At 66.3% G+C, this 21,475-nt stretch carries 23 protein-coding genes and 4 pseudogenes; 13 read left to right on the top strand and 14 right to left on the bottom strand.

Going from position 1 to position 21,475, the window contains the following annotated elements; all coding sequences use genetic code 11:
* Nucleotides 1–588 precede the first annotated feature (588 nt).
* The 9 genes and pseudogenes from EQG76_RS32485 to EQG76_RS25810 form a co-directional block, all read right to left on the bottom strand.
* Nucleotides 589–1,092, bottom strand: a pseudogene (locus EQG76_RS32485) (transposase); the annotation flags it as partial.
* A gap of 256 nt (nt 1,093–1,348) precedes the next feature.
* Nucleotides 1,349–4,501, bottom strand: a complete 3,153-nt coding sequence (locus tag EQG76_RS25770) for an error-prone DNA polymerase (protein WP_159717597.1) — start codon at nt 4,499–4,501, stop codon at nt 1,349–1,351.
* The gene (locus EQG76_RS25775) at nt 4,498–6,027 is read right to left on the bottom strand and encodes a Y-family DNA polymerase (RefSeq protein WP_159717599.1); all 1,530 of its coding nucleotides are present in this window, start codon (nt 6,025–6,027) and stop codon (nt 4,498–4,500) included. The genes EQG76_RS25770 and EQG76_RS25775 overlap by 4 nt, the downstream gene beginning before the upstream one ends.
* Nucleotides 5,939–6,709: an ImuA family protein gene (locus tag EQG76_RS25780; protein WP_159717638.1), complete on the bottom strand. Its 771-nt coding sequence runs from the start codon at nt 6,707–6,709 to the stop codon at nt 5,939–5,941. Before EQG76_RS25780 ends, EQG76_RS25775 begins: the two co-directional genes overlap by 89 nt.
* 245 nt (nt 6,710–6,954) lie before the next feature.
* Nucleotides 6,955–8,180: pseudogene (locus EQG76_RS32490) on the bottom strand (amidase).
* On the bottom strand, nt 8,069–8,332 hold the full coding sequence (locus tag EQG76_RS32880; RefSeq protein WP_159717603.1) for an amidase family protein: 264 nt from the start codon (nt 8,330–8,332) through the stop codon (nt 8,069–8,071). The pseudogene EQG76_RS32490 and the gene EQG76_RS32880 overlap by 112 nt, the downstream one beginning before the upstream one ends.
* 147 nt (nt 8,333–8,479) lie before the next feature.
* A complete protein-coding gene (locus tag EQG76_RS25800) occupies nt 8,480–9,937 on the bottom strand; it encodes a sodium:solute symporter family protein (RefSeq protein ID WP_159717605.1) in 1,458 nt (485 codons plus the stop codon).
* A 1-nt stretch (nt 9,938) separates the two neighbouring features.
* Nucleotides 9,939–10,133, bottom strand: a complete 195-nt coding sequence (locus tag EQG76_RS25805; RefSeq protein ID WP_159717606.1) for a hypothetical protein — start codon at nt 10,131–10,133, stop codon at nt 9,939–9,941.
* A 39-nt stretch (nt 10,134–10,172) separates the two neighbouring features.
* Complete coding sequence (locus EQG76_RS25810; RefSeq protein ID WP_159717608.1) at nt 10,173–11,282, bottom strand: class II histone deacetylase; 1,110 nt, start codon at nt 11,280–11,282, stop codon at nt 10,173–10,175.
* An 80-nt stretch (nt 11,283–11,362) separates the two neighbouring features.
* On the opposite strand from EQG76_RS25810, the gene EQG76_RS25815 reads away from it, so the two are divergent.
* Nucleotides 11,363–12,340 carry a helix-turn-helix transcriptional regulator gene (locus tag EQG76_RS25815; protein WP_159717610.1) on the top strand — a complete coding sequence of 326 codons (978 nt, stop codon included), beginning with the start codon at nt 11,363–11,365 and terminating at the stop codon, nt 12,338–12,340.
* A gap of 17 nt (nt 12,341–12,357) precedes the next feature.
* Here the strand turns inward: EQG76_RS25815 and EQG76_RS25820 are convergent.
* From EQG76_RS25820 to EQG76_RS25830, 3 genes and pseudogenes are all read right to left on the bottom strand, one after another.
* Nucleotides 12,358–12,504, bottom strand: a pseudogene (locus EQG76_RS25820) (transposase); the annotation flags it as partial.
* Between the two features lie 377 nt (nt 12,505–12,881).
* Nucleotides 12,882–13,092, bottom strand: a pseudogene (locus EQG76_RS32495) (transposase); the annotation flags it as partial.
* Between the two features lie 138 nt (nt 13,093–13,230).
* Entirely contained in the window at nt 13,231–13,632 is a 402-nt protein-coding gene (locus tag EQG76_RS25830) for a RidA family protein (protein WP_159717614.1), read from the bottom strand.
* Between the two features lie 267 nt (nt 13,633–13,899).
* Between EQG76_RS25830 and EQG76_RS25835 the strand changes: the two genes are divergently transcribed.
* From EQG76_RS25835 to EQG76_RS25880, 11 genes are all read left to right on the top strand, one after another.
* Nucleotides 13,900–14,301 carry a toprim domain-containing protein gene (locus EQG76_RS25835; RefSeq protein WP_159717616.1) on the top strand — a complete coding sequence of 134 codons (402 nt, stop codon included), beginning with the start codon at nt 13,900–13,902 and terminating at the stop codon, nt 14,299–14,301.
* Nucleotides 14,302–14,315: 14 nt separating this feature from the next.
* Nucleotides 14,316–14,783 carry a hypothetical protein gene (locus EQG76_RS25840; RefSeq protein WP_159717618.1) on the top strand — a complete coding sequence of 156 codons (468 nt, stop codon included), beginning with the start codon at nt 14,316–14,318 and terminating at the stop codon, nt 14,781–14,783.
* A gap of 106 nt (nt 14,784–14,889) precedes the next feature.
* A complete protein-coding gene (locus EQG76_RS25845) occupies nt 14,890–15,027 on the top strand; it encodes a hypothetical protein (RefSeq protein WP_159717620.1) in 138 nt (45 codons plus the stop codon).
* Between the two features lie 152 nt (nt 15,028–15,179).
* Nucleotides 15,180–15,314: a hypothetical protein gene (locus EQG76_RS32885; protein ID WP_255476596.1), complete on the top strand. Its 135-nt coding sequence runs from the start codon at nt 15,180–15,182 to the stop codon at nt 15,312–15,314.
* Nucleotides 15,311–15,550 (top strand): hypothetical protein, encoded by a 240-nt coding sequence (locus EQG76_RS25850; RefSeq protein ID WP_159717622.1) that lies wholly within the window; start codon nt 15,311–15,313, stop codon nt 15,548–15,550. Before EQG76_RS32885 ends, EQG76_RS25850 begins: the two co-directional genes overlap by 4 nt.
* A gap of 36 nt (nt 15,551–15,586) precedes the next feature.
* Entirely contained in the window at nt 15,587–15,988 is a 402-nt protein-coding gene (locus tag EQG76_RS25855; protein WP_159717624.1) for a hypothetical protein, read from the top strand.
* Between the two features lie 200 nt (nt 15,989–16,188).
* A complete protein-coding gene (locus tag EQG76_RS25860; RefSeq protein WP_159717626.1) occupies nt 16,189–16,374 on the top strand; it encodes a hypothetical protein in 186 nt (61 codons plus the stop codon).
* Nucleotides 16,375–16,425: 51 nt separating this feature from the next.
* The gene (locus EQG76_RS25865; protein ID WP_159717628.1) at nt 16,426–16,839 is read left to right on the top strand and encodes a hypothetical protein; all 414 of its coding nucleotides are present in this window, start codon (nt 16,426–16,428) and stop codon (nt 16,837–16,839) included.
* A gap of 142 nt (nt 16,840–16,981) precedes the next feature.
* Nucleotides 16,982–17,767 carry a sensor histidine kinase gene (locus EQG76_RS25870; RefSeq protein ID WP_159717630.1) on the top strand — a complete coding sequence of 262 codons (786 nt, stop codon included), beginning with the start codon at nt 16,982–16,984 and terminating at the stop codon, nt 17,765–17,767.
* Nucleotides 17,760–19,244 (top strand): ATPase domain-containing protein, encoded by a 1,485-nt coding sequence (locus EQG76_RS25875; RefSeq protein ID WP_159717642.1) that lies wholly within the window; start codon nt 17,760–17,762, stop codon nt 19,242–19,244. Before EQG76_RS25870 ends, EQG76_RS25875 begins: the two co-directional genes overlap by 8 nt.
* Entirely contained in the window at nt 19,241–19,639 is a 399-nt protein-coding gene (locus EQG76_RS25880; protein WP_159717632.1) for a response regulator, read from the top strand. The genes EQG76_RS25875 and EQG76_RS25880 overlap by 4 nt, the downstream gene beginning before the upstream one ends.
* Nucleotides 19,640–20,039: 400 nt before the next feature.
* Here the strand turns inward: EQG76_RS25880 and EQG76_RS25885 are convergent, their stop codons facing one another.
* Nucleotides 20,040–20,204 (bottom strand): hypothetical protein, encoded by a 165-nt coding sequence (locus EQG76_RS25885; protein WP_200841132.1) that lies wholly within the window; start codon nt 20,202–20,204, stop codon nt 20,040–20,042.
* 59 nt (nt 20,205–20,263) lie between these two features.
* Here EQG76_RS25885 and EQG76_RS25890 point away from each other — a divergent pair, with 59 nt between their 5' ends.
* Nucleotides 20,264–20,560, top strand: a complete 297-nt coding sequence (locus EQG76_RS25890; RefSeq protein WP_159717634.1) for a hypothetical protein — start codon at nt 20,264–20,266, stop codon at nt 20,558–20,560.
* A gap of 57 nt (nt 20,561–20,617) precedes the next feature.
* Here EQG76_RS25890 and EQG76_RS25895 read toward each other — a convergent pair.
* On the bottom strand, nt 20,618–21,475 hold an 858-nt coding region (locus tag EQG76_RS25895), incomplete at its 5' end, for a patatin-like phospholipase family protein (protein ID WP_159717636.1).

A 21,475-nucleotide genomic window follows, 5' to 3' on the forward strand; every position in this document is an offset into this window, starting at 1 on the left:
CGGGTCCAGGATCTCCGGCCGGTTGGTGGCACCCAGCAGGACCAGGCCGCTGCGGCTGTCGAACCCGTCAGCCGTACCGCAGGCTTGCTCGTCCAGAGCGACATGACCGTCCCCCCTCCGCCAGCTCGATCAGGAACACCCGTGCCTCCGTCCAGCCCAGTCCGCGCATCTCCGGCCGGGATCGCGCTGGTCACAATACCGAGCTACCAGAGCTGTCAGCGAGGCAAAGCCGCTCCAGGTCTCCCCGAGGCGGCTGATGAACGTGCCGGCAGCTGATGGCGTGCCGACACCTCGGTTCTCCTGGTGCACTTACCTCCGCGGGAAGAGGAGGCCGAAGCCAGCTGCGATCGATGCAGCCAGATTGTCTTCCATCCCGGACCCGGTCGAGTCTGAGTAGAACCGCATCAGCTCGATCTTGCCGCGTAGGTCGTCTAGGCAGCGCGCCTGGGTGGTGATGATTTGCTTCTCAAGTTCGTACCACCGGTTCTCCCAAAGCCAGAACTGATCGGGCTGCTGGAACTCGTGGAACTTCTCGCGTTCGGCCTCGCAGCGGCAGCGTTCGTGCCAGAGGCCGCGAAGGATCTGGCCGCGCGTTGCCACGCGGCGGAAGCCCTCAAGGCGGCAGATGGCCGCTTCGACGCGCCAGTGGTCCTGGTAGCGCCGCTTGTCATGTCTGATGGGGCGCTTGCGTACGCGGGTGCCGGGAAGGATCGGGATGATGCCGGCCTCGCGCAGATCCCGGCGCAGGCGGTTGGCGTCGTGGCTCCGATCCGCGACGGGCCGCTGGCCTGCGTCCGCGCCCCCCCCTTTGCCGCCCGCGCCGAACGGTGGACCTCGACGTAGGTGCTGTCGAGCGCCGCCATCATGAGCAACCAGCCTGCCCGGCCAAGGCGGCGAGCATTGCCCACTAAAAGCCCCGGCGGGACCGTGGCCGGCCGGGCAGTCGCGCCAGCGGCAGCCGGTCCCGAGGACATGGATGATGCCCGAGAGCACCCGGCGGTCGTCGACCCGCCGCGCGCCTGGCTGATGCATGGGCATGAACGGGCTGATCACCGCCCACTGCGCGTCCGTCAGCCAGAACAGGCCCGCCATCGCCCTCTCCCGCGTCCGCCCGTGACCGCCACAGGAGCGCGATCACCCAGCGCACACAAGAACCTGATCGGGTTCAGACCTTAGAGGTCGGCGGTTCGATCCCGATCGGCTCCACCACCTTCTCTAGAGATTTCCGCAGTCGGCGGGGCGCCATGGAGTTCCTGGCCAGCCCTAAACCTTATGTCCTTCCGTGCTCCCGAAGCAGCAGCGTCGAAGAGACTTCGTACGAAGAAATTCCCGCAGCAGTTCTCCCTCCTCAGCGAAAGTCACGGGTCGGTATCCTGATGGCGGAGTCCGGGCGCAGGTCGCGGATGTAGATGTCGCGTGGCTGGTGGTTGGGCTGGTCCCTCGAGCCGAGGCTGGCGAGCAGCGCGCCCAGATCCTCCAGCCGCTCGGCCACCAGGTGGATGACCTCGCCCTGGCGCTGCACCCGCCCCAGCACGCCCAGCATCCGGCTGCCAAGGACGATGCGCCGGTAGCGCTCGAACACGGACGGCCAGACCACCAGGTTGGCGATCCCCCCTTCGTCCTCGATCGTGATGAACATGACCCCGCTGGCCGAGCCCGGGCGCTGCCGGACCAGGACCAAGCCGGCCACCGCCGGCCGGCTGCCGGCGGGCATGGCCGCCAGCTCCCCGCACGGGCGGTAGCCGGTGCGGGCCAGCTCGGCGCGCAGGAAGGCCAAGGGGTGCTGGCGCAGGGTCAGGCCGGTAGACAGATAGTCCTCCACCAGCTCGCTCCCGCCGGTCATCGGCCGGAGCGCCACCGCCGGCTCGCTCAGCTCGGGCAGGCCGGCGAACAGCGGCAGCTCCTGGTCGCGCAGGGACCCGATCGCCCACATGGCCTCGCGCCGGTCCAGGCCGAACGAGCCTGAAAATCCGTCCGCCTCGGCGATCCGCCCGAGCGCTGCAACCGGCACGCCGGCCCGGCGCCAGAGATCGCCGATGCTGGCGTAGGGCCGGTGCTGCGCGATCCGGACTGCCTGTGCCTCGGCTAGCCCCTTGACCATGCGCAGACCCAGGCGGACCGCCAGGCCCAGCTCGGCAGGCTCCAGGGTGCAGTCCCACTCGCTCGCGTTCACGTCGACCGCACGGACCTCGACCTCGTGCTCCAGTGCGTCGCGCACGATCTGGGCCGGCGCATAGAAGCCCATCGGCTGGGCGTTCAGCAGTGCCGCACAGAAGACCTCCGGATGATGGCACTTCATCCAGGAAGAGGCATAGGCCAGCAGGGCGAAGCTGGCGGCGTGGCTCTCGGGGAAGCCGTAGGAGCCGAAACCTTCGATCTGCTGGAAGATCCGCTGGGCCAGCTCGGGTGCGTAGCCTTTCCGGATCATGCCGCCGATCAGCTCTGTCCGAAAACTGCCAACATCGCCCTTGTTCTTGAAGGTGGCCATCGAGCGGCGCAACTGATCAGCCCGGTCGGGGGGAAGACCTGCACACTCGATGGCGATGCGCATGGCCTGCTCCTGGAAGAGCGGCACGCCCAGCGTCTTTTCCAGCACCTTCCTCAGTTCGGGCCTGGGATACTCGACCGGCTCCTTGCCCTCCCGGCGGCGCAGATAGGGATGGACCATGTCGCCCTGGATGGGGCCCGGCCGGACGATCGCGACCTCGATCACCAGGTCGTAGAAGGTCCTGGGCTTCATGCGCGGCAGCATCGTCATCTGCGCGCGCGATTCGATCTGGAACACTCCGATCGTGTCGGCCCGGCGGATCATCGCATAGGTGGCCGGATCCTCCTGAGGGATGCTTGCCAGGGTCAGAGCCTGCCCCTTGTGCCGGGCCAGCAGGTCGAAGGCCCGGCGCAGGCAACCCAGCATGCCCAGGCCCAGCACGTCGACCTTCATGAACTTCAGCGTGTCGATGTCGTCCTTGTCCCATTCGATCACCGAGCGATCGGCCATGGCCGCCGGCTCGATCGGCACCAGCTCGTCCAGCCGGTCCTCGGTCAGCACAAAGCCGCCCGGATGCTGGGACAGGTGCCGCGGGAAGCCGATCAGTTCCCTGGCCAGCTCCAGGGCTAGGCGCAGCCGGCGATCGGTCGGGTTCAGGTTGAGCTCGGCCGCATGACGAGGCTCGACCCCGTCCTCCGACCAGCCCCAGACCTGACTGGACAGCGCCCCGGTCACGTCCTCGCTGAGGCCCAGGGCCTTGCCGACGTCGCGGATCGCCCCCTTGGCCCGATAGCAGATCACCGTGGCACACAAGGCGGCCCGGTGCCGGCCATAGGTCCGGTAGATCCACTGGATCACCTCTTCCCGCCGCTCGTGCTCGAAGTCGACGTCGATGTCCGGCGGCTCGTCCCGGCTCGTGGAGATGAACCGCTCGAACAGGAAGCCCTGCGCCACCGGGTCGATCGCGGTGATGCCCAAGAGGTAGCAGACCAGGGAGTTGGCGGCGCTGCCCCGTCCCTGGCAGAGGATCCCCTGCGAGCGCGCGAAGCGGACGATGGCGTCGACGGTCAGGAAGTAGGGTGCGTAGTTCTGCTCCGCGATCAGCTTCATCTCGTGGGCGAGCTGGCTCTCGATGTCCGGCTGCACCACTTCGGGATAGCGCCAGGCCAGCCCTTCTTTGGTCCGCCGCTCCAGCATCGCCTGCGCGCTCAGGCCGGGCTCGACCACCTCGTGCGGGTACTGGTGGGCCAGCTCCGTCAGGCTGAACCGGCAGCGCTCGACGATCTCCAGGGAGCGCAGCACCGCCTCGGGATGGGCGCGGAACAGCCGGGCCATCTCCAAGGGCGCCTTGAGGTGCCGGTCGGCATGTCTTTCCCGGCGGAAGCCGAGGTCGTCGATGGTGCAGCCTAGGCGGATGCAGGTGAGGACGTCCTGGAGGATCCGCCGCTCGGGCGCGTGGTAGAGCACGTCGCCGGTCGCGACCGGCGCCACCCCCTCCTGCCGGGCCAGCTCGGCCAAGCCGTACAGGCGCAGGGCATCACCTGGCCGGCGGCGCAGGGTGAGCGCCAGATAGGCCCGGTCGCCGAACGCGGCGCGCAGCCGGGCGAGCCTCAGCGCAGTGCCCTGGTCGGGCAGGTCCGGGACCAGCATGACGAGCTGGCCCTCGCCATGCGCCACCAGGTCGGCCCAGGCCAGATCGCAGCCGCCTTTGCCCGCCCGGCCCTTGCCAAGCGTGAGCAGCCGGCAGAGCCGGGCATAGGCCGGGCGGTCGGTGGGATAGACCAGCACGGGCGTGCCGTCGGCCAGGTCGAGCCGGCAGCCCACCACCAGGCGCACGCCGGTGACCGCCGCGGCCTCGTGCGCCTGGACCATGCCGGCCAGCGTGTGCCGGTCGGCGATGCCGAGTGCCGGGATGCCCAGCATCGCGGCCGCGGCGAACAGCTCCTTCGGCGAGCTGGCGCCACGGAGGAAGGAGAAGTGGGTGGTGACCTGCAGCTCGGCATGGATGCTCATGCGAACAGGCCGTGCAGGTACCAGCGCATCGGCCCAGACGCCGGGTCCATGCCGTCCCCTGAGCGAAACAGCCAGAAGCGCTCGCCCGCCTGGTCCTCGACCTGGAAATAGTCGCGCACCGAGTGGCGTTCGGTGTCCTGGCGCCACCACTCGCCGAACACCCGCTCCGGGCCGTCGGCACGCACCACCTGGCGGCGGATGCCGCGCCAGACGAACTGGCTGGGCGGGTGGTCGGGCAGGAGGGCCAGCGTGTCGACCGGCTCAGGGGAGGCCAGGAGCCGGGCGGGACGCGGCAGGATCGCCGGCCAGCCCGCCGCCTGGGTCGGGGCCTGGGGTGGTGCCAGGGCAGCGACCCTGCTCACTGCCCGCTCGGGCAGGTCGCTCTCCACCGGGACCGTCCGGTAAAGCCGGCTGGCCCCCAGCCGGTTGGCGAGCGTGTCGACCAGGCCCACGATCTCCTGCTGTCGGTCCCGGACCAGGCTGCTGGTCTGCTGCGGGCGCACCGGCTCGACCAGCGTGGCGACCAGCGCCAGCCGCTCAATACCGAAGCCGGGATCAATGCCGTCCAGGCGCAGGGCGAGAAGGCGCAGGAGGTGACGGGGGTCCTGGGAGGGCGTGCCGGTGCCGATGCGCACCGCTTCGGTCCGGGCGTCGACCCGCCGGCACAAAAGGTCCAGCCGGCGCACCCCCAGTGCCCGGGCAGCGAGCCTGGTGCACAGTGCCGCCACCAGCAGGTCCAGCTGGTGCTCCAGGCTTTCCGCCGTGCCGATCGGCTCGACGAAGGCGCGCTCGACCCGGACCAGTTCCGGCGGCGCCAGCGGGGTCAGCGGCTCGGCGAGCCGGCCGAACATCTGGTCCAGCCGCTCGCCGAGCAGCGCGCCGAAACGCAGGGCCAGCGCAGCGCGCGAGGTGCGGCACAGTTCGCCCACCTGCTCGAAGCCGAGCTTGCGCAGGGACCGGACCATCTCGTCCGGCAGGCGCAAGGCTTCGATCGGCAGCACGCCCAGCGCCTCGTGGATCTGCCGGTCGGCCAGGGTGATCCGCTGGTAGCCGTGGCGGGCCAGGCCATGGGCGGCCCCGGGCGTGCCGGCCATGGCGCAGCGGGCGGCAATACCGCTGCGGGCCAGGCGCAGGACCAGGTCCTCCAGCATCGCCCGGTCGTCGCCGAACAGGTGGCCGACCCCGGTGGCGTCCAGCCAGAGCCCGTCCGGCGGGTCGAGGGCGACCAGAGGGCTGTAGCGGCGCAGGCACCACAGGCCGAGCCGCTCTAGAGCGGCTTGGTCGGCCGCGGGATCGGCCTCGTGGACATGCAGGCCCGGGACCCGCGCCTGACCTTGAGCCACCGGCAGGCCGGGATGGAGGCCCAGCCGGCGGGCCCGGGCGCAGGCTGCCTGGATGAGCCGGGCGGAACCTTCCCGACCGGCCAGGACCAGCGGCTCACCCGGCGGCGGCGCGACGCTGCCCTGCTGCCGCCGCCACCGGTCGGTCGACCAGCTCGGCAGGTACAGCGAGACGACCTTGCGCATCGCATGCCTCCAGATCCCAGAAACCAGGCTCCGCCCCGCGACAGCGGAGCAGCTCGACCCGCCAGCGTGCCCTCCCCACCCCCGTGACCGGCAGAGGCGCGGACGGCAGGGTGGCGATCCGCCAGCGGCTGACCGCGGCGCTGGGCTGGGCGAACTGCTCCGCAGCCCCGGCATGGCGCCAGCGGCGCAGGACGAGGCCGAGACCGCCCGTGGCCTCGGCGGCGAGTTGCAGGCGGCGCGACGCGGTCATCGGCAGCCGGCCGGTTTCCCCGACCACGCCGGCAAGGCCGCCATGGCGCAACCCCTCCTCCATCACCTGCAGGACCGCGGTCTCGTCGCCGGCCTCGGCGTAGATCACCCGGTCGGGATGCAGGCCGGCCCCTGCCAGGGCCGGCGCGAACAGGTCGGGATAGGTGAGGCACCACAGCACCGGCCCTTCCAGCCGGGCCAGGATGCCGGCGACGAACAGCGCGGCCGCAGCACCATAGACGGCGTCGCCGCTACCGCCGGCCACCTCGTGCAGGGCGCCCAGGCGCAGCCCGCGCTCGGGCAGCCACTGGTCGAGCGCTGCCACGCCGAAGGGCAGCACCGCCGGCGGCGGCCGCTCGTCCCGCTCCATCTGCCGGATGCGCGCGCGCAGCTTCGCCACGGTCTGCGCACGCGCGGAAAGCGGCGGTCGCATTTCCTCCGCACGCACCGGCCCCTCGGCCTCCTCCGGCCGGAAGACCATCAGGCGTAGTTCAGGAGGCGGCGGCATGGTCGGCGTGCAGGCGGCTCGTCATGCGCCGACGTTATGAGAACAAAACAGGAACATCAAGAACGAGTCTGGATATCGGCAGGCTTCGGCGGCGCAGGCCGCAGAGCCGGAGATCCTACCGTAAGGAAAGCCGGCCTGCGTGCATGCAGACCGGCCGGCTCGTCAGGTTGTCAGAGGCGCGGGTGTTGGCTGCCAGGCCGGCGGCGACCTGCCGTCAGGCCCGAGCCGCGGCATGGACCGGCGGGATCCGTTCCCGCCAGGGCATCGCCGCTTCCAGTTGCGCACTGATCCGGGAGCAGGCTCGCCTCGTCGTTCATCCGGCCGGCGAACTGGATGCCGATCGGCAGCCCAGATTGGGCCATGCCGAGAGGCAGGCTGATCGCCGGCTGGCCCGTCGTGTTGAACAGCGGCGTGAAGTTGCACCAGTCGAACACGCCCATGGTCCATTCTCGGCCGGTGATGCCCGCCCGGTTCTGGTCGAGCTCGCCGAGCCTGAGCGGCAGGCGGGCGGGCGTCGGCGTCAGGAGCAGATCGTAGTCGACGAAGAACCGCCCGACCTCACGGGAAATGGCATTGAAGTCGTCCAGCGCGTCGATCAGGTCCACCGCGGAGAAGCTCTTGCCGTCGACATAGCAGGCCCAGGTTCCGGCCTCGAGCATCTCCTCCCAGATGGCTTGGCCCGTAAGTGCGGACAGCCCGTCGACAATGGCAGCGACATTCGCGCTCCACACGATGTGCGTCGCGTTGAAGAAACGCTTCCATTCGATCCGGAGCTTCGCCGGAACCACCTCGTGGCCCAGCTCCGCGCAGATCCTCCTGACCTGCCGGACGCAATCCACCAGCTCCGCATCCATCTTCGTGCCGGAGAAGGATTCGTCCATCAGCGCGATCTTCATGCGCTGATGGGGGTGCCGGATCTCCTCGGCATAGGGCCGCTCGGGCGAAGCGATGACGTTCTTGGCCCGGCACCCGCGCCCTGCACCGCATCCAGGACCACGGCCATGTCGCGAATCGTCCGGCTGACCGCCAGCTCGCAGGACAGGCCCTGCAGCAGTTCGCCATAGTTCGGCCCCTGGGGTACCCGGTGGCGCGTCGGCTTCAAGCCGACCACCCCGGTGCAGGCGGCGGAGATGCGGATCGAGCCGCCGCCGTCATTGGCGTGCGCCAGCGGCACGATGCCGGCGGCGACCGCGGCCGCGGACCCGCCGCTCGATCCCCCGGCGCTGTGCGCGAGGTTCCACGGATTGCGGCAGGCCCGAACATGATCGGTTCGGTGGTCGGGCTTTAGGTCATTTCCGGCGTCGAGGTCGTGCCGAAGGTCGCCAACCCCGCGTTGCGGAAGCGGATCATCGGCTCCGTGTCGTTGGGCGAGGTGAAGCCATCGGGGAGTCTGCAGCCGAGACGATAGGGCGCCCCCTTCATCATCAGCATGCATTCCTTGATCAGGAATGGCACCCCGGTCAGCAGACCGGAGGGGAGGCCCGCAGCGATCTCGCTGCGGGCACGATCACCGAACTGCGCGATGACGCCGTTGATGTCGGCGTTCACCGCTTTGGTCGCCGCAGGGCAAGCTCCAGCAGCTCCTCCGCGGTGACTTCGCGCCGCGCCACCAGCCCGGCCAGGGATACGACGTCATGCCGGGCATATTCATCGAGTCTCATGACATGCACTCCCTGACGCGAACCGGTGCAGGCTCTAGGCGAACAGCGCCGAGACGCGCTGCGTCTCGATGCTCTTGGCCGGTGTGAGCATCGTCACGCCGACCAGGACCGCCGTGTTGCAGATCAGGCCGACGACACCCGAGGTCAGGCCGCCCAGAGCCGGGATAGAGACCGGGTAGAGGAACTGCAGGATCACCGCGACCACGAAGCCAACGATCATGCCGAGTACTGCGGCAGGTGCGGTCGGCCTCTTCCAGAGCAGGCCCAGATAGAGCGACGGCGCCAGCTGCACGATGCCCTGATAGGCGGCCAGTGCGAGCGTCAGGAGGCCGGCCGTGGTGTTCACCGTCATGATCGCGCCGATGATGGCGAGAATGGTGGTGATCCCGACGATGATGCGTGCCGTGCGGGTGATCTGCCGGTCGGTCCCGCCCTTCACGTGGAAGATGTCCTGGGCAGCGTGCACGCCGGTCGCCTGCGTCAGCGCGTTGATGTTGCCCATCGTTGCAGCGAGCACGCAGATGCCCGCCACGGAGAGGATGACCGGACCGCCATGGCTCGCCAGCAGGAACCAGACATTGTCGGGCGCTGCGGCAACCTCAGGCATGGAGCTGGCGAGCATCGCTGCCGTCAGCATCAGCGCCAGGAACAGGAACATCAGCGGGGCGGCCTTGAAGGCGGAGTTCTTCACCGTCTGCGCACTCTTGGCGGTGAAGAGGCGAACGAAGATGTCGGGCCAGCACCACGAGCCGAGCGCACCGGTGAGGACGATCGAGAAGTAGTAGAGCGGGCCCAGATCGCTGCCGAACGACGGCAGGGTCGCAAAGCTCTCGGCCAGCTTGTCGAAACCATGATCCGAGCGGAGGAGCATGACGATGAAGCCGATCGACAGCAGGCCGCCCACCCCATAGGCGATGATGCCCTGGACCATGTCGGAGATGACGATCCCGCGCATTCCCAGACGCACCGTCCAGTACTGCCGGATGGCCAGCACCGCGATGCTCACGAAGACGGCCTGCTCCGGCGAGACGAGGCCGAAGGACAGGTAGGAGAACACCAGGCCCAGGGATTGCAGGCCGAGGACGATCCACGGGAACATCGACACGACGCCAATGATCGCGGCCGTCACCCGCACGGCATCAGAATTGTAGCGCATGCCCACGAAGTCGGACTGGGTCTTGAGGTTGTGGCGCTTGCCCCAGTCGAACACCCGGTCGGCCAAGTAATACATGAACAAGACCGCGAGCAACGAATAGGAAATGACGTAGTAGCCGATCACACCCAACGAGGCTGACAGCCCGGCGAACGCGATGAAGATGGTGCCGGGAAGCCAAGTATTCAGGAAGGCCATGGTCTGAAACCATGAGCCGAAGGAACGCCCGGCGACCGAGAACTCCTCAAAATTGTCGGTTTCCCGGTGGTTGCGCTCCATGACGTAGATGACGAGGATGAAGAACAGCAGGATCAGGCCGTAGCCGATGGCGAAATTCATCCTACTCTTCTCCCCTGTTGTCGCCCATCGAGCGCAGCACCATCATGGAGCCGACCAGGATCAGGCCGCTGCCGAAGAAATAGACGAGCGCCATCGTCATGGAGCCGCCGGCGAAGAACAGATGGATCGGCGGAAACAGCATGATGATCAGATTGACTATCAGGATCCACCGTTCGGTAGCTGACCTGTCGCGCATTCCTGAACTCCTCCCTGTTGGGCTGTGCAGCCTGACTGTTTATTTTATGTGCTTCACCAGCGCCGCCGACTGGGCGATCATCTCCGCTTGGTGGGGCTGGAGTTCCTGCATCCCGTAGCCGCTCAGGATCTTGAAGAACGGGTCCTCCACGCCGGTATTGACCTGGGTCAGCGCTTCTACGACCGCGATCCCACAGAACGGCGTATAGGCCGGCGAATAGCCGCCCTCGTGCATGATCAGCAGCTTGCCCTGGCAGAACCGGTCCGCCAGAGCCTTCATCTTGAGGGTCATCTCGCGATAGGTGCCGCTATGGGCCATGTTGCGCCCCAGCGGATCGACCGCACCGGCATCGAAGCCGGACAGGATGAAGATCATGTCCGGCTTGAACGCCTCGACCGCCGGGGTCACGACCGTGTCGATGCAATGCAGATAGGCACCGTGGCCCGAGCCCGGCGGGAGCGGCATGTTGATGTTGTAGCCATAGCCGTCGCCTTCGCCGGCTTCCTCGACGAACCCTGAATCCTGCGGATAGTTCTTGTACTGGTGGATTGACATCACCAGCGTGGTGGGGTCGCGATAGAATGCCTTCTGCGCGCCATTGCCGTGATGGACGTCCCAGTCCAGCATGGCGATCTTCATGTCGCCGAATTCCTTGCGCAAGTTCATCGCGGCGAGCACAGCGTTGGCGAAGATGCAGAAGCCGCGGCCGATATCCGCTTCGGCGTGGTGGCCCGGCGGCCGGTTGAGGACATAGGCGTCGTCGATCTCGCCGTTCAGGATGGCGCGTCCCGCCACCAGAGGCCCCGCCGCCGAAAGTGCGGCGATCTCGTAGCCGCCGGGCCCGAACGGCGTGAGCTCGCCCGCGTCGCCACCGCCATTGTCGCTCATCTCCTTGATCCGCCGCATATAGTCCCGCGTGTGGAACAGCGCGATCTGGTCGTCGTTCAGCGGCTCGAAATCGTCGATGATGCGCAGGTGCTTCTTGATGCCGGAAACGGACAGGAGCCCGTCGATGCGGCGCTTGCTGTCCGAGCTTTCGGCATGAACGATGTCCGGCTGCACATGAATGCCCGGGGCGATGTAGTTCGCCGCCAGACCGGTATTGTGCCACATGTATTCCTCGCGGAAGACGTAGCCCGTCCTGCTCATTGCAACCCTCCCTGTTGGCATGGCGGCACGGATGCTATAGCCCCGCGCCCATGAGGGAACGGCTGTCTGAACCCCTGCAAATGGACGGTGATCCCCTGCACGATCTGGATGCGGTGGGCGGGCTGCTGCTGGCCATCCACAGGCTGCCCCATCAGGTCGAATTCACCGGCTTCCAGGAGCGTGCGCTGGCGCTGCTGGCGCGGGCAGTCCCGTTCGACTGCGCCTGGTGGGGCCTGGTGTCCGGCCTCAATCTCCATACCGAGATCAAGTTCAGGCTGCCGGCCACCTACCACGAGGACTGGGAGAAGATAAAAGCCGAGGATCCGATCGCGAATCAGGCAGCCCTGCACCCGTTCTCGACGGTGATGTTCAACGAACGGGAGCTCTGCCATTACCCGGCCTTGCAGACGATGCTGGCGAGCCACGGCATCCGGCATGTCCTGTGCACGCATACGCTGGAGCCGTCCCTGGGGCTCCACGCCTTTCTCGCCGTCTATCGCACCGCCACCCCGTTCACCGAGGCCCAGCGGAAGCTCAAGCAGATGGTCATGCCGCACCTGATGCATGCCCTGCATCTGAGCTGGCGCAAGCATCTGGAATCGGCGCTCCTGGACGCCCTCACCGATGAACAGCTGGCAGCGAACGCGATCTGCGACCGCTCGGGCCTAATCCTCTCCGCCGACGAGTTCTTCGCCCGCTTCATGGCCATCGAATGGCAGCGCTGGCGCGGCCCGATGCTGCCGGACGACCTGCTGGCCCATCTGCGCGACGGCCGCCATTTCCGCGGCAGGAAGATCCGCGCCGTCTTCCGCGACGTCTCCGGCCTCTTCCTCGTGCGCATATCCGAGCGCCGGCCGGTTTCCGAACTGTCCCCGCGTGAACTGACCGTGGCCGAACACTACGCCTTCGGCAAGACCTACAAGACCATCGCCCAAGAAATAGGCATCACCCCCAATACCGTCCGGCACTATATCCGCACCGTGTTCGGCAAGCTCCAGGTCAGGAACAAGACCGAACTGTCACGAATTGTCTTCGGCTCAGTTTCAGAGCGGCATTAGAAACGGTCTTCAAACACTCAACCCGCTGATCTTGCCAGCCTTTTCAGCATGATCCGGCTCATGGCGGCGTAGATCCTGGTTTCGCTCGTCTGAGGCAGCCACTCATCGTCCCTGCAGAGCCGCCGTGACTGGCCGAGCCAGACAAAGGTTCTCTCGACCACCCATCATCGGCCAGCAGGCCGATGATCCGTTTCCCGAAGGGACCGAGGTCAGCAGACCGCGGAGGCGCCTCGGCAGGACGCGAAACGCGTTCTTGGGCTTCTGCTTGATCCCGTAGCGTCAGAATTGACGATCCGGGTGGCGATCGGAGGCGCTGCCTCCGATCCTCGAGATGCCAGCCTCGCTCGGCCTGGAGTTGTGATGCGAATGCGCCGGCGTACGCGGCATCGGCCCATACCAGTTCGAGTTGCGGCAGGCTGTCGTGCTCAGCAGTGTTCAAGAGCATCTTGCGCACCGGCTCGGTCGGGCAGATCCGCCGCATGCATGCACACGAGCAGGACGAGGCCCTGTCAGCTGTACGGACATCCCTCCGTGGGACCGATGCTGCCCATCGATGGCGGGTACCCCGAGGCAGCAACCGCCATGGGCAGCCAGCGCGCAACAGATAGAAGATCGCATCGGCGATCCGCCGCCTCGGCCACTTCGGCGGCCGCCCATGACGGCCATGCTTCTCCAGCAACGGCGCAAGGAGCCCACTCCTCGTCCGACAGGTCGGTCGGGTACAGGCGACGGTGCTTGAGGCATGACAGCAGCCCCGGCGATCGTGGATCGCCTGGCGCTACACGCATCCCCACCGCTGGCCGTCACCCATTTCGAAGGCCGCTTCTAGGTGTTTGATCCCGCTTGTGGACGGCCGGGTGAGCTACAATCACCAGTAGCAACAGCTCGTCTTAATCCCTGGCAAGCGCATTGCATTCGACTTCGAACGCCGCGTTCATCGGGATCTTCGGCACGATGATCGTGGAACGAGTGGGCGGCGCTTCAGGGAACACCTCCCTGAACACCTCGTTCATCGCGGGAAAGTCATCGATGTTCGAAAGCAAGACCACACATTTGACTGTACGATCCAGCGACGTCCCGGCCCCTTCCAGGATGTTCTTCACGTGCACGAAGGCTTGGCGAGCCTCCGCCTTGATGCCGCCGGGGACCAGTTCCGATTTTCCCTGGACTGTGCCGAGCACGCCGCCGACATAAACCATGTCACCGGCGAGGGCAGGCGGTCCGCTCGGATGCGCTGACGGCCGGCACCGCGCCCAGCTCCAGCGCAGCCACGACGACCAGCGCGCAGCCATTCACGGTAACCTTGCTCATTTCCCTCTCCTACTCCGGGGGCGATAGAACCGTATGATCCGGTCGGGCAAAAACTGCTGGTCAGATGGCAGCCAGCATCCGGGCCCGCCTTGGCGGCCGAGGCCTGGGTAACCACCGAATCACCTGCCCGAGTTGCAGTCATGAACGATCTAAGAAATCCGACCCCTGCCTATCCGTCACGGCCACCGCGGACGACCTCCGCTGGCACTGCTGGCACTGCGGCGCCAAGGGCATCTGGACCGAGACCTTTGCCCGTCCTGCATCCGGACCACGCCCAGTGGTTGGAGGCTCGTGGTCTGAGTACCGGGCTCACGACGGCGTTGGGAATCAACAGCGCCGAGTGCCCCGATGGTGGTGACTGGAACGCCTTCTACGTCCGCCACGGCCGAGTCGTGAACCACAAGTACCGGCGAGTCGACGGCAAGGGGTTCATGCAGGACAAGGGCGGTGCCCAGACCTGGTGGAACCACGACTGCCTGCTCGACGATACGCTGAGCAGCGAGCCCGCGATCATCACCGAGGGTGAGCTCGATGCTATCGCCGCCATGCAGGCCGGCTTCCGGCGGGTGGTCAGCGTCCGGGCGGCGCACCGTCCAAGGAGGTTTCGAGCGACACCAGCGGCAAGTACGCCTTCATCGCCGAGACGCTGAAGCTGTTCGAGGGCGTGCGGGACATCGTGATCGCCAGCGACGGCGATGAGCCGGGCGCCGCGCTGCTCAACGACCTGTCGTTGCACCTGGGCAAGGGGCGGTGCCGCTACGTCCAGTATCGGCACGGCACCAAGGATTTGAACGATCTGCTGCTCGGCTACGGGCAAGCCGCCGTCGTTGAGGCGATCAACGGTGCGCCGCACGTGCATGTGGCCGGCCTATTCCGGATGAGTAAGTACGCGCCGACCCCGATGCCGACCGCGATGGCCTGCAGGTTCGACTTCCTCACCGACAACTACCGGATCCGGCTCGGCGACTTCGTCGTGGCTACGGGCGTACCCGGCATGGGCAAAACAACGTTCGTCAACGACCTGGTGGTCCGCATGGCCGAGAACTACGGCCTGTCGACCTGCTTCGCCTCCTTCGAGCAGCACCCGCTCATCGACCACCGGCGATCGCTGCGCAGGCTCTACGCGCACTGACCTGCGAGCTGGATGAGGCCGGAGGAGATCGCCGACGCCGATCGCTAGATCGACGGCATTCAGCTTCGTCACCCCGGACGAGGACGAGGATGCGACGCTGGAATGGGTGCCCGACAAGCTCGCTGCCTCGGTCGTGCGCTATGGCACCCAGATCTGCGTCATCGACCCCTGGAACGAGCTGGACCACGTACGGCCGAAGGACATGAGCCTGACTGAGTACATGGCTGGGCGATCCGGCAGCTGAGGAAGTTCGCGCGGAAGTGGCAGGTGCACCTGATCGTCGTGGCGCACCCGGCGAAGATGATGTGAGACAAGGACGGCAAGGTCGGCATCCCGAGCCTCTACGACATCAGCGACAGCGCACACTGGTTCAACAAGTCGGACGTCGGGATCGTCGTGCACCGCGATACCGATGGTGATGTGATCCGGATCGCGAAGTCGCGCTACCACGACATCATCGGCAAGCCCACGACCGTGAAGGTGCACTTCAATGCCTACACGGGGCGCTACAGCAAGGCGGATGCGCCGTGACCATCCACCACCATTCCGTCAAGGTCATGCCGGGCATCACCTTCTGCGGCTGCCTGATCTGTCAGGCAGACCGGCTGCCTGCGGTCGCACGGGTGGCCGCCAAGATGCCGAAGCATGCATCGAAGCTGGCCAGGACCTTTGCTGAGCTGACGGAGAAGGTGGCCATTGCATCAGGGCAGATTGGCAAGGCGTCAGCAGGAACTTCCTCTGTTCTATCAGGTGGAGAACAGGTGTGAGTGGTAAGTTCAAGCCTGGCACCTCGGACAACCCTCGTGGCCGAGCAGACCGCCTCGTACGTTCTCAAGGCTGCGATCAAGAGTGCTCTGGCCGGCGATGTCGTGGCCCAGAAGCTGATCCTGGAACGGTTGTGGTCAGCGAGGAAGGGGCGACCAGTCCGGATCAATCTGCCTGCCGTCGAAACGGCCGCAGATGCCGCCAATGGGATCAACCGGGTCACCGCTGCGATCGCCGAGGGCGAGCTTTCACCCGAAGAGGGGCGGCTCTGGCTGGGATCCTGGAACGACGGATCCAGCATTTCGAACGCCTCGAGCACGAGGCCCGCCTGGCCAAGCTGGAGCAGCGGGAAGAGCAATCATGAGGTCAATCCGTCGGCAAGCGATCGCCGAGCGGCTGGCCCGGCTGGAGGCGCAGCGGCCGCACCCAACACGCGATGAGGGAACCCGTATTCCTTCAGCTGAGGAACTCGCCGCGATGACCTCGGAGGAACTCCATGCCCTTTGTGATCGTGTCCTGCTGACCGTCCAGTTGACACCGGAGGACTGGCAATCACCGAGGACGAACTTCACGAACACTGCCGAAAGCTGATCGAAGAAGATCAGCGTCGCGCGGGCCATTTCAATTGAGCAGGAGAACGATGATGCCGAAGCAGACTGCAAACCTCACTGTCGTGGCCGAAGAGGCCGCCGGGCCGGATCAGGCTGTCGCGGCCGTTCAAGCCGAAATCCAGGCCCAGGAGCGGCGGCTGGTTTGCCTGAAGGCAAGGCTCGCGTGGGAACAGGGCCATGCCGAGCGTGAGGCGGCGAAGGCGCGGCGGGCTTAGGAACGGCAGCGTCTGGCCCAGCTGGCGGAGACGGTCGACCAGCGCGTCCAGGTGGCGGCGGAGGTCGAGAAGGCTGTGCAGGTCTTGGCCAAGGCGATTGCCGGCTACAAGGCAGCTGAAGGTCCAGTTCGGGCCCTGATCGACCTCAACCGGGAGCGCGACAATTGGGGCGCCTTGCAGGCTGGTGAGGGCCGGCTGGGCCGGCGCCTGAACGGCCTACTGCGCCAGGCCGGAGTTACGGAACTGCCGTACCACCGCGAGGATGGACCGCTGCAGGACGCCGAACGTGCAGCATTGGCTTGGTCCATCGATGTGCCCGAGCCGGACGACCAGGAGCCGGCGGCGGCGTCAGGGGCGGCTGGCGTGGAAGCCGCCGGTTATTCCTTGGTTCCGGCAAGAGATCTTGGCTGCCATGACTACCGCCGTGGCTCCAGGAAGTTCATTATCGGCCCCGGGGATGACTGAAACGCCGCTGCGGCCCAATCCGCGGCGGGACGTGTTCTGCCACTCGCATCGGTACCCCGAACGGGCCTAAGAGAGTGACGCCACGCAGTACAGACATGACGGGGTCGGTTCCCGCCATGAAGCTCAAGGCATCGGAGGCGGCATGGCGGATACCGGCAGCAGCCGGGCGAGCGGGCACGACGAGGCGGACAAGGATCGCCTGATTGAAGAGCTGCGCGAGGCGGTGCGGGCACGCGATGAGTTCGTGGCGATCGCAGCCCATGAGCTGCGCAACCCGATGACTCCGATCCTGGCACAGGTCGGCCTGCTGCTTGCCGCGACCAGAAACCCGAGCCGGTGTCGTCCGGAGATCATGGCACCGAGGCTCCAGATCCTGGAACAGGCCGTGCAGGAGTTCGTGCGTCGCTCAACCACGCTCCTGGATGTGTCCCGCATCGCAGCCGGCAACATCCGCATCGAGCCGACGGAGGTCGACCTCTCCATTGTCATGCGCGGCATCATCGATCGGGCGACCGTCGGGGCCCGACTGGCGCGGTGCCGGATTGAGACAGACCTGCAGGAGGATGTCGTGGGGATGTGGGATCGGCTCGCTCTCGAGCAGACGGCCGAGAACCTCTTGTCGAACGCGATCAAGTTCGGCGCTGGCAAGCCCATCCGTGCCAGCCTGCGCTCCGATGGGCAAGCCGCGCAGCTCATGGTCCAAGACCAGGGCATCGGCATCTCCGAGGAGGACCGTGCCCGCATTTTCCAGCGTTTCGAGCGGGCCGTGACCCGGCGCGACCATGGTGGGTTCGGCATCGGACTGTGGCTGGCCAACCAGATGGTCACGGCCATGGGTGGCTCGATCGACATCGAGAGCAAGTCTGGCCACGGATCGACCTTCGTGGTCAGACTGCCCCTGGGGACCACGAGGGCAGGCCATGAGTGAGCAACAGGCGATCGAACGGGTACCAAGTGGCGTTCCAGGCCTGGACACCATTCTGAGCGGCGGCTTCCCCAAAGGAGGCATCCACATCCTCCAAGGGCCGCCGGGGGCGGGCAAGACGACCCTCGGCAACCAGATCTGCTATCACCACGCCGCGGCGGGCGGACAGGCGCTCTATGTGACGCTCTTGTCCGAGACGCATGCCCGGATGCTCCTGCACCTTGGCACGATGGACTTCTTCGACGCATCCCGCCTGCCAGAGCAGATCTCCTACATCAGCGGTCTCGGTGCACTCGATGGAGATGGACTGTCCGGTTTGGTCACGCTGCTGCGCCGCGAGATCGCGGGACGCAAGGCGACCGTCATGGTCCTCGATGGACTGGTGGCGGCGGAAGACCGGGCAGCATCCGACACCGAATTCAAGAAGTTCATTCAGGAGCTGCAGACCCAGGCCGCGCTGTACGGCTGCACGGTCTTCCTGCTCACCACTGCGAAGGGGCAGGCCATCCCGCCCGAGCACACGATGGTAGACGGGATCATCGAGCTGACCGACGTCCGCTTTGGCTCACGGACCGAGCGCGGGCTCTTCGTCAACAAGCTGCGCGGCAGCGACTACCTGGCCGGCCGGCATCCCTTTCGCATCACCGCGGAAGGCCTGATGGTCTATCCACGCATCGAGGCTGCATTCCGAGAGGTCACCCGCCCCGACGAGGCCCGGTCGGGCAGGCTGTCGACAGGCGTCGGCGGCTTGGACGCGATGCTTGGCGGCGGCATGATAGAGGCGACCGTCACCGGTCTGCTAGGTCCGTCGGGGATCGGCAAGACAAGTCTGGGTCTCCACTTCCTAGGCGGATCGAGCGCGACCGAGCCAGGACTGTTCTTCGGCTTCTACGAGACGCCACCCCGCTTGGTGCAGCAGGCTGCCAGTCTGGGTCTCGATCTCGAGGGGGCAATAGCCCGCGGCGATGTCGAGATCCTGTGGCAGCCGCAGGGCGAGGAGCTTCAGGATGCCTTGGCCCATCGCCTGCTGGACGCGGTCCAACGGCGCAGCGTCCGGCGGCTCTTTCTCGATGGCCTCGGCGGCTTCATCGAGGCTTCGGTAGAGCCTGGGCGCATGAGCCGCTTCTTCGCGGTGCTGGTCAATGAGCTGCGGGCGCGCGGCGTGACCACGCTCTACACCATGGAGACGCGGGACCTGATCGGCCCCGGCATCCAGATGCCCATCACCGGGATGTCCTCGATGGTCGAGAGCCTGATCGCGATGCGCTACGTGGAGCACCAGAGGCGGACCTGCCGGCTCCTGTCCGTGGTGAAGGTTCGCGGCAGCGGCTTCGATCCGGCTCTGCGCGAGTTCATTATCACTGGTGGTCACGGCCTCCGCCTCGCCGGAAGCTTCGAGGGTGCCAAGGATCTTTTGAGTGGATTTGCGCGGGAACGCGGTGGCCCGGATCCATCTTCCTCCATCTCGGAGGGCCCATGACGAGCATCCTGGTCGTCGACGACGAACCGCTCATCGCGATGGCGCTTGAGGCGGTGCTGGAGGACGCCGGCTACCAGGTGATGATGGCGGCCAATGGCCGGCAAGGGCTCGAACGACTGGCCGAGACGCGGGCTGACGTGGTGCTGCTGGACATGATGATGCCCGTCATGAACGGTCCGGCGATGCTGGCAGCCATGGCCGCCGAACCGAGCTTGGCGGAGATCCCGGTCATCATCCTGAGTTCGCTGCCCGAAGAGGTGGTCCGGATCCGTGCGCAGGGCAGCGCCATGATCCTGCGCAAGCCCTACACGGCCCACGAAGTCTTAGATGCGATCGCGCGGGTACTCGGCGAGGCGCGCGAAGCTGGGGGTGATCCTGGCTCTCCCACACCTTGACGTGCTTCCCTTCAAGTACCTGATCCGGCATCAATGGGGCACCTACCGGCCTGCTTCGCCGGCCTGAAGAGGTGCATTGATGCTCATCTTAAAGACTCATGAGAACCGCATGCGCCGCCACTTGGCCCGCTTAGGCTGTCGGCTGCACAAGACGCCTGCGCGTTTCTAGCGTCGGGCCTGTTTCGGCGTCGGCTACCAGATCGTGGAAAGCCGCAACACCGTGCAGCTGGGCTGGGAGTATGATGCCACGATCGAGCCGGTCGAGGCGTTCCTGATGCCCTGATGCCAAAGGCGGCGTAGCGCTGGCAGGGGGCGGTGGCATCCCTGCATCCCTCTCGCCTACCGGTAAGATGCCCGCCATCCTGCGGCCCGGGCTTCTTTTACGAAACAGAGCCAGCGTTCACCCTTGCGGGTATCGTTCTTCGCAGATCGACAGCTCGATCCCGCTTTCCAGCAGTGCATGATGCCATGCCAGCACATGCTGAGAGACACTATCGACCAGTATCCCGTCGAGATCGAAGACCAGAGCCGCGCTCCGCATCGACCTTAGGTTGGTTGTCGTCATTATGTTGTCCCTCTGCACGGCTGGCCGACTACCGGCCATACCGTAAGCCAGCATTATGGTTGGACGATCATCGGCTGAGCAGCAGCGGTGCTGGCGACGGGTTGTGCGCGCAGACCATCGACATCGAGCAGACTGCGGAGCATGGCTGCAAAGCTATCTTGCAGCTGGCCGCTTTGATTGAACTGGTCCATCTCGAGGAGCGCGTCTCCAAGGGAGCCATAGTAGCGGAGCATGAGCGCTTTGGCGTCGGTACCAAGGTGCTCGGCTGCCGCATGAAGCAGGTCGTGATCGGACATGGTGGGATTCATGACGAACGCCTTTCTTTGAGGAATACGACGGTTGATCAGAGCTGTTGACGAAGGCGTGCGCGCTCAACGCAGTCCTCATCGCGACATCGTTGCGGCCGCGCCGCACTAAAACCGCGTAGCCACGTCCAATGTGGAGCGCGTGCCGATGAGAGCCTGCCGCTCGGCCAGAAAGAGATCAGTCCGTGCCCGCCCAAGCACGAACAGTCGCTCAAGAAAATCCCTACCCACGTTCAGCTTGCTGGCCGCGCCAAGTTTGGCCAACTCCGCTTCTGCCTCGATCAGGTGCAGGCGGGTCCGACCATTTGCCGCGATGTCGTCCATCTCGTGCATGAAGCCGGCGTTGAACATGAGCACCTGGATCCGGTCACGGATGGCTTGTGCGGTCGTCGGTACCTGCTCGATCCGGATGGGGTCGACTTGGACGATCAGGATGTCGGCGCAATTGGTGCGTTCCACCAGCGGCCGGAGCGGTGGATTGCTGACATAGCCGCCATCCCAATAGTGTTCCCCGTCGATCTCTACCGCCTGGAACAGCTGCGGCAGGCAGGCCGAGGCCAGGACCGCTTCAAGGCTGATCTCCTCCGGGCCGAAGATCCCGACCCTGCCGGTGCGCACATTGGTGGCGCTCAAGAACAGTTGCAGAGGGGGCTCGCGGCGCAGCATCTCGAAGTCGATACTGTCGGCCAGTACATCCGCCAGAGGATTGTGGCCGGATGGGTTGAGATCATAGGGCGAGGCCGAGCGCGAGATGGCCTCGAGCCAAGCACGCCCAGCCGAAAGGCGCACATCATCCAACCCGGCGAGCCGTTCCAGCAGGGTCGGGCTGAAGGGGTTATGCTGGGCGCTTGCGGCGACCCGATGCCAAAATGCCCGGAGTGCGTCTCGTGCGCCCTGGCGGCCGCCGACGCCCAACCCATGGGTCAATGCGGTTGCGTTCATGGCGCCGGCGCTGGCTCCGGAGAT

Origin of the sequence: Geminicoccus flavidas, from assembly GCF_009806515.1 — a bacterium.
Classification (GTDB): Bacteria; Pseudomonadota; Alphaproteobacteria; order Geminicoccales; family Geminicoccaceae; genus Geminicoccus; species Geminicoccus flavidus.

What these genes read in the sequence shown, in the direction of transcription:
- EQG76_RS25770 (WP_159717597.1), bottom strand. Translation starts at nt 4,501, where the DNA reads ATGAGCATCCATGCCGAGCTGCAGGTCACCACCCACTTCTCCTTCCTC.
- EQG76_RS25775 (WP_159717599.1), bottom strand. Translation starts at nt 6,027, where the DNA reads ATGCGCAAGGTCGTCTCGCTGTACCTGCCGAGCTGGTCGACCGACCGG.
- EQG76_RS25780 (WP_159717638.1), bottom strand. Translation starts at nt 6,709, where the DNA reads ATGCGACCGCCGCTTTCCGCGCGTGCGCAGACCGTGGCGAAGCTGCGC.
- EQG76_RS25800 (WP_159717605.1), bottom strand. Translation starts at nt 9,937, where the DNA reads ATGAATTTCGCCATCGGCTACGGCCTGATCCTGCTGTTCTTCATCCTC.
- EQG76_RS25805 (WP_159717606.1), bottom strand. Translation starts at nt 10,133, where the DNA reads ATGCGCGACAGGTCAGCTACCGAACGGTGGATCCTGATAGTCAATCTG.
- EQG76_RS25810 (WP_159717608.1), bottom strand. Translation starts at nt 11,282, where the DNA reads ATGAGCAGGACGGGCTACGTCTTCCGCGAGGAATACATGTGGCACAAT.
- EQG76_RS25815 (WP_159717610.1), top strand. Translation starts at nt 11,363, where the DNA reads ATGGACGGTGATCCCCTGCACGATCTGGATGCGGTGGGCGGGCTGCTG.
- EQG76_RS25830 (WP_159717614.1), bottom strand. Translation starts at nt 13,632, where the DNA reads ATGGCTGCGCGCTGGTCGTCGTGGCTGCGCTGGAGCTGGGCGCGGTGC.
- EQG76_RS25860 (WP_159717626.1), top strand. Translation starts at nt 16,189, where the DNA reads ATGATGCCGAAGCAGACTGCAAACCTCACTGTCGTGGCCGAAGAGGCC.
- EQG76_RS25870 (WP_159717630.1), top strand. Translation starts at nt 16,982, where the DNA reads ATGGCGGATACCGGCAGCAGCCGGGCGAGCGGGCACGACGAGGCGGAC.
- EQG76_RS25875 (WP_159717642.1), top strand. Translation starts at nt 17,760, where the DNA reads ATGAGTGAGCAACAGGCGATCGAACGGGTACCAAGTGGCGTTCCAGGC.
- EQG76_RS25880 (WP_159717632.1), top strand. Translation starts at nt 19,241, where the DNA reads ATGACGAGCATCCTGGTCGTCGACGACGAACCGCTCATCGCGATGGCG.
- EQG76_RS25885 (WP_200841132.1), bottom strand. Translation starts at nt 20,204, where the DNA reads ATGACGACAACCAACCTAAGGTCGATGCGGAGCGCGGCTCTGGTCTTC.